The sequence below is a fragment of the Prosthecobacter sp. genome (genome assembly GCF_044227185.1).
Taxonomy (GTDB): Bacteria; Verrucomicrobiota; Verrucomicrobiia; order Verrucomicrobiales; family Verrucomicrobiaceae; genus Prosthecobacter.
This window is the reverse complement of the sequence record NZ_JBGAFO010000014.1, coordinates 61,337-74,806: the sequence shown is the minus strand read 5'-3', so window position 1 is coordinate 74,806 and position 13,470 is coordinate 61,337. Positions and strand designations below refer to the sequence as shown.

At 62.8% G+C, this 13,470-nt stretch carries 10 protein-coding genes; 5 read left to right on the top strand and 5 right to left on the bottom strand.

The window, feature by feature from the left end:
* Nucleotides 1-4 precede the first annotated feature (4 nt).
* Nucleotides 5-1,087, top strand: a complete 1,083-nt coding sequence (locus tag ACILSQ_RS26695) for a cytochrome-c peroxidase (RefSeq protein WP_395746745.1) — start codon at nt 5-7, stop codon at nt 1,085-1,087.
* 251 nt (nt 1,088-1,338) lie between these two features.
* On the opposite strand, the gene ACILSQ_RS26690 is transcribed toward ACILSQ_RS26695, so the two are convergent.
* From ACILSQ_RS26690 to ACILSQ_RS26675, 4 genes are all read right to left on the bottom strand, one after another.
* Complete coding sequence (locus ACILSQ_RS26690; protein ID WP_395746744.1) at nt 1,339-2,910, bottom strand: hypothetical protein; 1,572 nt, start codon at nt 2,908-2,910, stop codon at nt 1,339-1,341.
* A gap of 228 nt (nt 2,911-3,138) precedes the next feature.
* Nucleotides 3,139-4,434, bottom strand: a complete 1,296-nt coding sequence (locus ACILSQ_RS26685; RefSeq protein WP_395746743.1) for an IS4 family transposase — start codon at nt 4,432-4,434, stop codon at nt 3,139-3,141.
* A gap of 138 nt (nt 4,435-4,572) precedes the next feature.
* On the bottom strand, nt 4,573-5,436 hold the full coding sequence (gene rlmF, locus ACILSQ_RS26680) for a 23S rRNA (adenine(1618)-N(6))-methyltransferase RlmF (protein ID WP_395746742.1): 864 nt from the start codon (nt 5,434-5,436) through the stop codon (nt 4,573-4,575).
* Nucleotides 5,437-5,447: 11 nt separating this feature from the next.
* Nucleotides 5,448-5,717, bottom strand: a complete 270-nt coding sequence (locus tag ACILSQ_RS26675) for a Precorrin-3B methylase (RefSeq protein WP_395746741.1) — start codon at nt 5,715-5,717, stop codon at nt 5,448-5,450.
* Between the two features lie 102 nt (nt 5,718-5,819).
* On the opposite strand from ACILSQ_RS26675, the gene ACILSQ_RS26670 reads away from it, so the two are divergent.
* The 3 genes from ACILSQ_RS26670 (at nt 5,820) to ACILSQ_RS26660 (ending at nt 12,015) form a co-directional block, all read left to right on the top strand.
* Nucleotides 5,820-8,213, top strand: coding sequence for a hypothetical protein (locus tag ACILSQ_RS26670; protein WP_395746740.1), 2,394 nt, complete (start codon nt 5,820-5,822; stop codon nt 8,211-8,213).
* A gap of 69 nt (nt 8,214-8,282) precedes the next feature.
* Complete coding sequence (locus ACILSQ_RS26665) at nt 8,283-11,222, top strand: c-type cytochrome (protein WP_395746739.1); 2,940 nt, start codon at nt 8,283-8,285, stop codon at nt 11,220-11,222.
* A 64-nt stretch (nt 11,223-11,286) separates the two neighbouring features.
* The gene (locus ACILSQ_RS26660) at nt 11,287-12,015 is read left to right on the top strand and encodes a segregation and condensation protein A (protein WP_395746738.1); all 729 of its coding nucleotides are present in this window, start codon (nt 11,287-11,289) and stop codon (nt 12,013-12,015) included.
* A 186-nt stretch (nt 12,016-12,201) separates the two neighbouring features.
* Here the strand turns inward: ACILSQ_RS26660 and ACILSQ_RS26655 are convergent, their stop codons facing one another.
* Complete coding sequence (locus tag ACILSQ_RS26655; protein WP_395746737.1) at nt 12,202-12,378, bottom strand: hypothetical protein; 177 nt, start codon at nt 12,376-12,378, stop codon at nt 12,202-12,204.
* Between the two features lie 52 nt (nt 12,379-12,430).
* On the opposite strand from ACILSQ_RS26655, the gene dusB reads away from it, so the two are divergent.
* Nucleotides 12,431-13,459 carry a tRNA dihydrouridine synthase DusB gene (gene dusB, locus ACILSQ_RS26650; protein ID WP_395746736.1) on the top strand — a complete coding sequence of 343 codons (1,029 nt, stop codon included), beginning with the start codon at nt 12,431-12,433 and terminating at the stop codon, nt 13,457-13,459.
* Nucleotides 13,460-13,470: the final 11 nt, after the last annotated feature.

Here is a 13,470-nt window from a genome sequence, read left to right as displayed (position 1 = left end):
CCACATGCTCACCACCCTGGTCGTGATCCTCGCATCTGCGACTGCGGCAGCCGAACCGCTGCCGGACACCCGCATTGAAGCGCTGCCACGCACGGCCGCGCTGCCAGGAGACACACCCGCGAAGATCGCGCTGGGCCGCCTGCTGTTTTTTGATCCCATCCTCTCCGCCACACAGGACGTCTCCTGTGCCACCTGCCACCATCCGCAGCACGGCTGGGCAGATGCCCGCCCCACGCCCCTGGGCGTGCACGCCAGCGGCCTCGGCCCTGCGCGGCGACTGGTGAAAGACGCCGCCTTCCTCCCCCTCACGCGCAACACGCCCACCATCCTCAATGTGGCCTTCAACGGCATCGTGTCAGGCAAGCCCTACGATCCCGCGCAGGCCCCGATGTTCTGGGACAACCGCACCCACAGCTTGGAGGCGCAGGCGCTCGCGCCCATCCGCCAGTTTGAAGAAATGCGCGGGCATGCCAGCAGCGAGGCCGATGCCGTGCCGCAGATGGTGGCGCGGCTCAAGGCTGTGCCGGAATACGTGAAGCTGTTTCAAACCGAGATCACGGCAGACAAGGTCACGCAGGCCCTCGCCGCGTATGAGCGCACGCTGATCACGCCAGATTCACCCTTCGACCGCTTCATGCGGGGCGACAAAGCCGCCATGACCGCCGAGCAGCAGCAGGGCATGGCCGCCTTTCAAAAAGCCGGATGCGCCCTCTGCCACAACGGCCCCATGCTCTCCGACTACAAGCTGCACGCCATCGGCCTCACCGACAGCGCCACGAACCGCACCGAATTCCGCACACCGACGCTGCGCAATCTCACGCACACCGCCCCCTACATGCACCACGGCGGCAGCCTCACGCTGGATGAAGTCCTCCTCTTCTACGACCGCCTCATGGACCAGGCCGCCGAGACGCTGGAAGGCGGCGATGTGAGCACGCTGCCACCGATTGATCCCCTCTTTCGCCAGATGAATTTGCTGCCGGAAGACCACGCGAAGATCCGCGCATTTCTGGAAGCGCTGAGCAGCGATGGGTATGATAGGACGGTGCCGGAGAAGGTGCCGAGCGGACTGCAGCCCGGAGGATAGTGGTCCGTACAGTCCTCCGTGCGGTTCGCACCGCCCAGGACTTGCTAACCAACATAGCCCTCGTGCACCCGTTCAACCTTGCCTCATATTTGGCCTCAGCATCGAGGGGATGATGGATTCTGCGCAGCATAGCGTGATTTTGCAAATCAGGGGGCTTGCGTGCCGCACAGAGGACTGTGCGGACCACTATGCTGCCGCCTACGCGTGTGCGTAAGCGGGTTTCATGACAGGCAAGACACATGCCTCGTTTCTCACCAAGCATCCGTCCGAAACGGCTGCGCGGGCAGGCCGTCCTTGTTGAACAAGTTGGCCCACTGGAAGGCGTTGCTCCACGCGTAGCGCACGGCCACTGGCTTCGGTACATCTTTGCTGGAAACGAAGATGCTGGCCCAGTCGATGCGTGCATCTGCCCAGTAAAATTTCTTGTCCGCTCCGGCAATCATGAAGCCCTGCAGCTTGTCACCATTCTTGAAGACGAGTCCTTTACCCATGTGGTTGAAGGTCAGCATGATCTTGTCTCCCTGGACGCTGTGGGAGGCGAGCTGCGGGCCCAGGTATTCATTGCCTTTGTCATACGCCACAGCCAGCGCCACCTGCACGGCGCGCGCGCCATAGCCGGACTTGTTCGGCGGGTGGATGCCGTTGCCCAGGTCGCTGCTGATGACCATGTGTGTGTTCTTGTACTTCATGATCTGCTCAAAGGCCACGTGCGAGTACTCCTTGTCTGGATTGTTCGGAATCGTCGCTGGCAGCGGCGCGAATTTCTCTGCGAGACGGTTCATCGGCTGCGAGTAGTCGTAGGCGCAGCCGCCGCCGCTGGGCTTCTCCACGTAGAGCCAGGGGAAGTCGCCCTGCCCCCAGGCCTTGCGCCAGCCGCCGATGAGAGCACCCATGAGCGTGACCTGATCCACGCCGACGATGTTTGTGCGGCTCTCGCCCTGGTCCCACAGCACGCCTTTGATGCCGTAGCCGACATAGGGGCGGATGTAAGCCTCAAAGAGCTGGCCCACTTTGCCGGTGTTGGTCTCGCCCGCCTTGCCCACAGGCTGCGGCGCACGCGGTGCCGGAGGCGGCTGCTTGCCCTCTTTCTTCGCGGCTTCGGCCAGCGGTTTCCACACGGCCACGTCGGCATCCCACTTGGCTTTGTCCACGGCATACTTGGCCACGAGTTCGTCATACTTATACGTCGGCGCGAAAGCCTTAACCGCTGCGGCGCAGGCGGCATCGCTGCGATACATCTCCTCGCTCAGCCAGAAACCGGACGGCGTGCCGCCCACCGCCCCCACCATCAGGCCCACGGGCACGCCCAGTTCCTTCTGCAAAGGAAAGCCAAAGGAGAACAGCAGCGCGCTGAATTTCACATTTGTCTCCGGCGTGGCCTGCTCCCATACGGCATTGCCTTCCTTGCGCAGCAGGCGCAGGTGTGGGTAGGTCTGCTTTGAGGCGGCATCCAGCACGGGATCATTCTGCGTGTAGCTGGCCACCACCATGTCCATGTTGGACTGGCCGGAGCCGATCCACACATCGCCCACCAGCACATCGTCGATCTTCTTGTCACCAATGGTCAGCGTGCGCGGCTCCGTGCTCGCCTTCAGCGCATCCAGCTTCACGCTCCACGCGCCCTTGGCATCCGCCGTGGCCGTTTTGCTCTGCCCCGCGAAGGCCACCGTCACCTTCTCTCCCGGCGCCGCCGTGCCCCACACCGGCACCGCCATCCCGCGCTGCAGCACCATGTGCGGCGTGAAGACTTTGGACAGTTTCACCTCGGCATGCAGTGCGGAGGCCAGAAGGAGAAACGAAAAACAAGCGAGCGATGGTTTCATGAGGGAAGGCATACGAACACCTCGGCGCATTCTTCCGTCTTTGCAGCAGAGATGCGGAGATCAGAAAGCATCAACCACGGAATACACAGTATACACGGAAAAATGAATCTGATTCACAGTCATCCCATAGGCAGAGCAAAGAGAGGTGCAAAGCCTTGAGTTTGTGAGTGCAGGAGAGGCTGAAGTGGCGGAAGGCGAGTTGAAGTTTGGGTGTGTTTGCTGCGCAGATCAGGCGGATGCTGTCCCATATGATGACACACTCGTGGGCTCAAACCCTGGGAGCCATGCAGCATGAAGAGCTCCAAGCAGGGTAAAACTGCCTCCTGCTGTCCCATAACTTCTCAGCAGTCCCGGCAGGTCCAGGCGCTCCCACATCGCTGCGCGCACGACGGCAAAGAGCCGCGTGAAGCTCTGCGCCCACTGGCTGATGTGCGCCGCGTAGCGCAGCAGCACATACACCAGCAGCGCCGTCCACACCTGCCAGCGAATGGCGTTGGCGCTGTGGCCGAGGAAGTCGCCGAGCTTGAGGGTCTGCTTGACCTGCTTGAAAAACACTTCGATGTCCCAGCGGGCACGGTAGAGGTCGCACACGCTTGCCGCGCTCCAGTCGGTGTTGTTGGTGATGAAAACCATCAGGCGCTCTTCGCCATCCACCTCCACCCAGGCCTCGACCCGGCGCAGGGTCCAGCCCTTGAACTTCTTGCGCCATTTGGCGCCCGTGAGCCTGACGATCTGGTCTTTGACGATCCTGCCGCCCTGCCTGACCGGCAGGTTGTTTTTGGCACGGCAGCAGAGGTTGTCCTTGGCGCGCGTGACCCACTGCACGCCGCGCGTGTCGAGATCGTGCAGGTGGTCAAAGTCCACGTAGGCCTTGTCGAAGACGACGACCTCGCCGTCCTGCAGTCCGGCGCAGAGTTCGCGGGCACGGGTGTTGTCATGCTCGCCCGCGGTGTCGATGATGGCGCAGGTGGGAAGGAAACTGCCCAGCCCGAGGCGCAGATGCATCTTGGCCGCCGCCTTGCGCCTGCGGTGTTTGGCCCAGTTCATGCAGTTGGCCACCAGTTCCATCACGGTTGAATCAACCGCATGGATGCTCGCCTTGAAGCGGTGCAGCAGGGTGCGTTTGCCACCGCCGGGGCGCTGGCGGCCAAAGCTGGCATCACAGTGCTGGAGATGGGCCAGGGTGCGCCAGAACACCAGCTCGGCAAACTTGGCGTCGCGCACCTTGTTGGAGTTGGAGAGGTTGTTGCGCGAGGGCGGGGTAAGGCCGAAGGCGGCGATGGCGCGTGCCTTGAGCCGCAGCCAGTCGCAGACATCATTGAGGCTCAGAGCATGGGCGAGCTGGGCGAAGAGCATGGTGCCCAGATGGCTGAGCACGGAGTAAGTGCGTGCTTGGAGATCGACTCCGGTCTCCTTGGCGGCTTTGCTGATGAGGCCGCGTGGAATGAACTTGAGCATCTGCCCAAGAACGTTGATGTGATGGCGTGCTGGCTGGGTGGCGTTGGCGTGTGTTGTTTTAGACATCGTAATCCAAACCAAGCCGCTTTCCGCCCTCAGTCAGCGCACTTCATCTCCAAACTTCAGGCTCTGCTGTGGGATGCCTGTGAATCTGATTCAGACTTCCGTGTATTCCGTGTATTCCGTTGTCAAATTCTGACTCTCTCAGAACCGCCACGCCAGCATGCGGCTCTTCTTCTGACCTTGCGCCATGTCGATGATCCTCACCTCGGCCGCGTTCGCCTTGCGCAGTGTTCTCTCCAGCGGCCGCAGATGCTCGCTCTTGGAAACCAACGTCGTAAACCACCCGCACTGCTGCGCAAAGTCCACGCTCTCTGCAATCATGCGGCGGATGAATCCCAGCTCGCCGCCCTCGCACCAAAGCTCGTTGGCTCTGCCGCCAAAGTTCAGCGCCGTCGTCTTCCCGCCGAGGTTGCGCAGCTTCCTCTGCGTGCCTTCTGCAGCCTCTGCCGCCGAGGCATGGAACGGTGGATTGCACAGCGTCAGGTCAAAGCGCTCACCCGGCCGGATGATGCCGTGAAAGCACTGCGCCGCCGATTTTTGCAACCGGCACTCGATCAAGCCCGCCACACCCGGATTGGCCGCCACGATCTTTTGCGCCCACTTGCACGCCGCCGCATCCACCTCTGCGCCCACGAAACTCCAGCCGTACTCGCTCGCACCGATGAGCGGGTAAATGCAGTTCGCCCCCGTGCCGATGTCCAGCACGCGCACATCTGCGCCACGCCGCTGGCCAATAAGATCCGCCAGGTGATGAATGCAGTCGCTGCGCCCCGGGATGGGCGGGCAGAGATACCCGGAGGGAATATCCCAATGCGTAACACCATAGGCCTGACGCAGCAGCGCCGCATTGAGCGCCTTCACCGCCTGCGGGTCTGCGTAGTCGATGCTGTCATCGCCATGCGCATTTACCTTCACAAACACCGCCAGTTCCGGACTGACTGAAATGAGTGCCGGGAAATCGTAGCGTGTGTTGAAGCGATTGCGCGGATGCAGCCCTGCTTTCATTCTCTCATTCATCACCTTCCACCTCCCGGCGGCGTGCGGTCCTCGCCAAAATATTTCTCGCTGCGGTAGCGCAGCCACACGCGCAGCACCTGCGGCACCTTCTCGCGCTCCGCCTCGCTCAGCGTCTCATACAGCGCCAGCGCCTTCTCGCGCTCGCCACGGCAGGCGCGGTTGTTGTGCGCATCCCAGTAGCTGCGCGCCACGCGGATGCGGCGGCAGACTTCCTTGATCAAGTCATTGCCGCTGAGCGGTTTGTCGCTGGCTTTCTTTCTGGCTGGCATGCGAAGTGCCCGTCACATAGACGCAGACTGGCAAAAAAGCGAGGACGGCGGTGATTTGCATTGCCACCCGCCTGCCTGATCTCATACACCTGGGTCATGTGCATGCACTGGCGTTTTTGGATGATGCTTCTTTTCGGATTCACTCTTTATCCGAAGAGCGGAGCGCAGGAGCCGGCAACTCTTCTCACCGCCCGCATCACCGCGGTGAAGGAAAGCGACTGGCAGCGTGAAATGGCCCAGCCGGCAAAGCCCGAGGGTCTGCGCGAGCGCCTCAAAGCGCGCACGCTCGTGGAGCTCTCAGGCGTCTTGAATGAAGACGATGTGACGCTCCTCAGCATCGGCAAGGAGCAGGCATTTGGCACGGAGTGGGATCTGCGGACAGACCCTCAGAGGCCTAAAACCACGAAGACCGAGAAGCATCTCATCGGCACCGAGATGCGGGTGAAACACGAACGCCTCGATGATGAGGGCCTGAAAGTGCGCCTGGAAATCTCCCTCAGCCATGACCTGCAGCCGCCGCAGACACAGCCACTCACTTACGCCAATGCGGCAGTGGGTGCCGAGCGCGACAAGCACACCGTCCCCATGCCACGCTTTGAGCGTCTGCGCTGGAAGGGCGACGTCATGGCATCGCAGGAGGAGCGCATGCTGGCCAGCTTCCCCTCGCCGCAGGATGCCGGCACGCGCATCGTGGTATTCCTCCAGGGCGGCGCCGCAGTCAGCAAGACCAGGGCGCTCACCACCGTGCGGCAGACCCTCTACCGCATGCCCGAGCTGGACATGATCGAATGGCTCATGAAAGCTCCGCGCGATGACGCGGCTGTGATACATCATTTGGAAGAGGCACAGGCAGCCGGACAGGCCAGCGTCGTCTCCAGCGCGGCGCTCGCAATGACACCCGGCAGGCATGCGGAAGCCCAGGCGGGCACCGAGCACTGGATGCCCAGCGAGATGGATCAGCATTTCGACCAGCTTTACCTGGTGCCCGCTGCTTATGAGACGCTGCTGCAAGGCACCCGGCTGGTATTGGACAACACGCCCCCACCGGATCTCGGCATCGATGCCTCGCATGTTTCCTACATCAGCACCTTTGCACCACGCCCGCCGCTGACGGTGCAATGGCCCACCTCATGGCTCCGGGCACGCGATGAGAAAGGCGTTTCCAGCAGAGCCATTCACGGCCGGATGGACTGGCACGACCGCTTTGAAGAGGAGCTCACAGGAAGCGTTTTGTTCAGCAGCGTCGCCCCCCATGTGGTGGCGATGATGCCGCCACCAGATCAGGTCTGGGGCGCAGAGCGCCAGGGGCGCTGGCTGGATGTGACCGTGGCGCAGCAGCCAGACTGGACCGCCGGGCCCGCAGCCGAAACCAGTCCTTCACCTCCACGCCGCATGTTCATCGGCATCGCGCTCGACAGCGATGCCGCGCATGCCCTGCTGGCCGCGCGCCAGGCAGGGCAGGATGACGCGCCGCTGCTGCGTGATCTGCTGGCACGTGCGAGACACGGCCAGGCCCGCGTGATGAGTTTCGCGCTCACAGCGCATGAAACCGCGCGCCGCCGAATGACCAGCGCGCGTCAGCACGACTACCCCACGGAAATGCCCAGCATTCCCTCCGCATGGGAGAAACGTGCCGTCGGCACAGAATTGGAATATGACGACACCTCAATGGCGCTCACGCAGCATCTCGCCCCGCCGGCGCGCACTGAGTGGCGGCTCGCGCGCGATGTCCCCGAAGCCATCATGTGGCAGCCGCGTTTCCGGCAGATGCACCTGGCCACCACCTCCCTCGCCTTGAATTCGCCCGGCACGCATCTTCTCTCCGCGGCGGATGTTCCCGCCGTCATGGCCGCCGCCGATCTTCCAGCGACCGAGTGCCTCCTGTATTTCAGCCACCTCGATTCCGGCACCACCTCCGCCATCGAAAGCCACGACTATGAAATCGAAACACAGATCTTTGAATTTGCCTCTCAGGATGCTGCGAGCTGGCAGGCCGTGAAGCCCGAGGAATTTGAAACCTTCTCCCGCCAGAAGCTCAAAAGCGGTCGCGCCACACTCCAGTCCCACACCCTGCTCCGCAGCAATCCCCTGACCAGCGCCAGCCTCTCCGTCGCCGAGGAATATCGCACCGCCGTCGATTTCGATCCCCCCACCAAAGACGCCCCCCTTCGCATGCGCCCCACTGGTTTGAATGACATCCCCGTTGGCCAGCAACTCGAAGTGGAACTTGCAGAAGATCCCGCCGGCATTGTCAGCGCGAAGATCAAGCTTCAACATTCCACCGACCGCCCCGTCGAACCCAGTCTGGAAGAAACCCTCCGCATCTCCGCCAATGAAGATGCAGACTATCCCGGAGCCAGGCATGAGCTGGATGAGTGGAGCGAAACCATCAGCCCGCCCTTCAACCAATTCTATCCCCTCGCCCCGCCCACCAGCACCAGCGGCGACCAAGGAAAGACACGCAGCGCCTGGGTGCGTGTGCGGCGGGTGAAATAAGCCGCCCGCGCAAAGAGGCGAATTCCCCACAGCCGTGCAGAACTTTGCACCGCGCCGCGTAGTAGCTCCATGCACGCACGCATTGCCGCCATCGCACTTTTTTTCACTGCCGCGCAGTCTTTTGCGCAGAGCGGCTCCATCCCGGCGGATCGGCCGCGGGCGCGTCCGGCTTCGGCGTTGACGGGCTGGGCGGACTGGGAGAAGGGCGAGGACCTCCTAAAGCGCATCCACGTGCCGCCCGCGCCGGTGCTTTCAGCGGAGGAGGAGGCCAGGACCTTCAAGCTGGCGCCGGGCTTTCGCGCAGAGCTGGTCGCCTGCGAGCCGATGGTGCAGTGCCCCATCTTCTTTGAGTTTGATCCCGACGGCCGCATCTGGGTGGTGGAATACCAGGGCTACATGCGCGATGTGCACGGCAGCGGCGAGGGAGATCCGATCTGCCGCGTGGTGGTGCTGGAGGATGAAAACGGCGATGGCAGGGCGGACAAGAGCACCGTTTTTCTAGACAAGCTCGTCATGCCCCGCAGCTTCGCCTTCGTCAAAGGAGGCATCCTGCTGCAGGAGCCGCCGAAGCTGTGGTTCTGCGAAGACACGGATGGCGACCTGCGCTGCGACAAACGCACCGAGGTGGGCACCATGGGCGTGGGCGGAAATCCACAGCACACCGCCAACGGCCTGCGCCGTGGCATCGACAACTGGCTGCACTGCGCCGACTGGCCGCACCGTTACCAGTGGAGAAACGGCAGGCTCATCGACGAGCCGACGCCGCACCGCGGGCAGTTTGGTGTCAGCTTTGATGAGACGGGCCGCTTCATCAGCTGCTATGAAAACAGCGCCATGCACATGGACCTCCTCCCTGCGGAGTCGCTGCTGCGTCACCCGAACCTCGCGAAGCTGGCACAGCGAGGCGGGCGCGGCAGCTTCGGGGTGAATGTGAACGTGGCCAAGGACGCTGCCGAATGCTTCCCCATTCGCGTGACACCAGCAGTCACGCTGGGCGCGCTGGAGCTGCGCGATGACGGCCGCCTGCGCACCTACACCATCGTCTCCGGCACCTGCTTTTATGATGGCGATCAGTTTCCATCCGCCATGCACGGCACCGTCTTCGTGCCAGACTCCGCCGGGCATTTGGTGGGCACGCTAAAGCTCAGTGGCGGCATCTCACCGCAGGCGCAGCGCTTTTTCCCACCGGAGCAGGAGTTCATGGCCAGCACGGACGAGCGCTTCCGCCCGGTGAATGCTCGTGTGGGTCCGGATGGCGCGCTGTATCTCGCGGACATGTATCATGGCATCATCGAGCACGTGATCTTCATCGTGCCATGGCTTACCAAACAGATCGAGCAGCGCAAGCTCTACGAGGGCAACGACCACGGCCGCATCTGGCGGATCGTGTACGAGGGCGGCGCATTGCGCCCACGCCCGGCGCTCTCCAAGGCCAGCACCGCAAAGCTGGTGGAAGCGCTGGGCCACGCGAATGGCTGGCAGCGCAACACCGCGCAGCGCCTGCTGGTGGAGCGCCAGGCCGACATCGGAGATCCCAATCGTTTGACCGCACCGCTGCAGCGGCTGCATGCCCTATGGACCCTGGAGGGCACGGGCAGGCTGACACAGCCGGTTTTAGACAAAGCCGCTCAGGATGCCGATCCACGGGTGCGCGCCGCCGCCGCGAGACTGGGCGCAAACATCTCCCTGCAGGCCGAGCCGGATGACAGCGTGCGCTTGCAGGCGCTGCTCAGGCCGCAGAGCACCGCCGCTCTGGCGCAGCATCTCACCCAGCATGAGGATGATCTCAGCCGCATCGCCGCCATGACGGGCCTGCATGGCCGGGAGATAGAGATGCTGGACCTGCTGCTGAAACACGCGGAGTGGCAGCAGGAGAGCGCCCACCATCGCGAAACGCTGCGTCTGCTCAGCCAGCTCATCAGCATGGATGCCCGGGCCGCCGACGTGGTGGCACGGATCGGGCAGCACTCCGGCTGGCAGCGCGCGGCGCTGGTGGAGGGTTTTCTGGCCACGCAGCCGAATGACCCACGGCAGATCAAACCAGTAAAGCTGGAGGCGAGACCCGCCTTTCTCGATGAACTGGCGGCGCAGCGGGACATCGCCACCCGCGAGCAGGTACAGCGCCTCCGCATGTGCCTCACGTGGCCGGGCGCGGAAAGCGTCATCACTTCAGCACGCAAGCAGCCGCTCACGGAGGCAGCCCGCCAGCAGATCGAGCACGGAGCGGCAGTTTACCAAACGGTGTGCGGCCTCTGCCACCAGCCCACGGGTTATGGCATCCCGAATGTGGCCCCGCCGCTGGCGGAGAGCGAGTGGGCCACGGGAGAACCGGAACGCATCATCCGCATCGCGCTGCACGGCTTGTATGGAGAGATTGAGGTCAACGGGCAGAAGTGGAACCTCGCCATGCCCGGCCAGGGAGAAAACCCCGTGCTGGATGATGCAAAACTCGCCGATGTGCTCAGCTATGTGCGCAACGCCTGGGGCAATGAAGCCAGCGTGATCAGCTCCGCCCAGGTGGCCGCTGCGCGGGCGCAGACCAAGGCCCGCAAGATGCCCTGGACGGCCGACACGCTGAAGCAGGTGGATGTGAAAGAGGGCCAGGCCATCCAGCCAGATGCAAATGGTGTACTGCTCCTGCCCGCCAGCGCAGCCCGGACCTACGGGCAAAAGCTGGCCTACCGCGCCGCGCTCAATGTGCTGGCCCCCTGGCGCATCGACACCGACGTGGCCGAGTGGCAGATCCAGGTGCCCGCAGACGGAGACTACGAGGTACGGGTGACTTTGGCGGCGGACGAAGCCAGCGCAGGCGACGCTTACGTGATCGAAGCGGAAAGCACCAGCGTGAAGGGCGTGGTGCAGGCCACCGGCGGCTATGAGACCTTCCGCGAGCAGTCGGCAGGCACCCTGCGGCTGAAGGCCGGAGCGCAGTCCCTGCTCATGCGGCCGGAAGGCGCGCTGAAGCAGGAGCTGGCAGACGTGCGCAGCGTGCGGCTGCTGCGCAGATAAAAACGAGAGCACAATCCCTTCTCTCCCACCTTGCCATCCCCGAATCCCCGTTCTATCTCGCTCCGTGGAAGAAACCGACTACAAAGTTAAACTCGAGATTTTTGAGGGCCCCCTGGACCTGCTGCTTTACCTCATCAAGAAGGAGGAGATCGACATCTACAATGTCTCTCTGGAGCGCATCACGCGGCAGTACCTGGACTACATCGACACTTTCAAGGCTCTCAATATTGAGCTGGCCAGCGAGTTCATCGTCATGGCGGCCAATTTGATGTACATCAAAAGCCGCGAACTCCTGCCGCAGGCCGTGCAGCCGCCGGAAGAAGACGCGGAGGAAAGCGATCCGCGCTGGGAGCTCATCCGCCAGCTTGTGGAGTACAAGAAGTTCAAGGAGGCGGCGCATTTCCTCGGCGCGCAGGAGGTGAAGAGCGACGAGCTCTTCGTCACCACCCCCGAGCTTCCCGATCTGGACGCTCCCGTGGCCAGCGTCGGCCAGGTGGGCATTTTTGACCTCATCCGCGCCTTCCAGCGCATCCTGAAGCGCTTTGAGAACGCCAGCGACTTCCGCGAGATCGTCAATGACCGCTACACCGTGGCGGACAAGATCGAGCACCTGCTGGAGATCGTCCCTGTCGGCAGCAAGGTGAAGTTTGAAGACCTTTTCACCACCGCCGCCAGCCGCGGCGAGGTGATCGTGACCTTCCTCGCCATGCTGGAGCTCATCAAGCTCAACCACCTGCAGGTGGAGCAGGAGCAGCTTCTGGGAGAGATCGTGGTGGTGAGACCTGCGGTCTAAATGACGAAACCAGAATGGCGAATGACGAATGAATGACGAAGCCTCAATGGCGGAAGTCATCAGGAGCGGCTGACATGCAGGATCTGTGCGACAAATGGCTCCACCCCATGAAACGTTTCATGCTGCGTTCACAGCTTCGGGCTTCATTCGTCATTCCTCATTCTGGTTTCGTCATTCTCTCCCCCCTCACTTCTTCTTCGCCACCACCGGCACCGCAGACGCAGGCGCCTCGTTCCTCACGATCTTCGTCTCATGCCCCAGCACCCAGTAAAAGCCGCAGATGCTGCCCATCAGGGCAAACGCCGCCAGCACCGTCCAGAGGCCGGGGATGAGCGGTTTGCGGTAGCGGCGGCGTCTTGCCATCAGGCAATGTGACACGACTTGCCGCTCTGTGCCAGTGCGGCTATGATGGAAGATGCTTCATTGGTTCCAAAACGACCGCTTCCCGCTCTATCTGGCTCCCATGGCCGGGGTCACGGACGTGATCTTCCGCCATTTGTGCAAAGAACAGGGCGCGGACGTGCTGGTGACTGAATTCGTCAGCGCTGAGGGCATCCTGCAGCGGGACGACCGCACCCGCCACTACACGGACTTCGACGACTCCCAGCGGCCGCTGGGCGTGCAGCTCTTCGGCTCCGATGGCGTGCGCATGGGCGAGGCCGCGCGCAAGATCATCGACTGGAAGCAGCCCGACTTCATCGACATCAACTTTGGCTGCCCGGTGAACAAAGTCGTCTCCAAAAACGGCGGCTCCTCCCTGCTCAAAGACTGCCCCCTGCTCGCCAGCGTGGCCCGTGAGGTGGCAAAGGCCGTCTCCATTCCCGTCACCGCCAAGATGCGCATCGGCTGGGACGCCACGCATGTGAATGCGGTGGAAGTGGCCCGCATTTTAGAAGACTGCGGCATGCAGGCCATCGCCGTACACGGGCGCACCCGTGCGCAGGGTTACACCGGTCTCGCGGACTGGGATGTCATCGGCCAGGTGGCGGACGCGGTGAAAATCCCCGTCATCGGCAATGGCGACATCTCCAGCGGGGTGGATGTCGAGATCCGCCGCGCGCAGACGAATGTGAAGGGCATCATGATCGGCCGCGCCGCCATGGTGAATCCCTGGGTCTTCAAGGAAGCGAAGCACTACCTCGCCACCGGCACCCACGCCGCCCACGCGAGCGTGGAGGACCGCTTCAATTTCATGCGCCGCCATTGCCAGATGGCCATCGCCCGGAATGCGCACATGGGTGAGCTGCCCACCATCCGCTCCATGCGCAACCGCCTCATGAACTACACCAAGTCCATCCCCGGCGGCAAATGGCTGCGCCAGCGCTTCTCCCAGGTCGGCAGCGTGATGGAGCTGGAGGACATCTTTGCCGCCTATCTCGTGCATCAGGCGGAGCATGGGCATGAGGCTGCGGTAAATGCCATTGTGGAGGTGGATGCGGAATAGCGCGTGAAGGA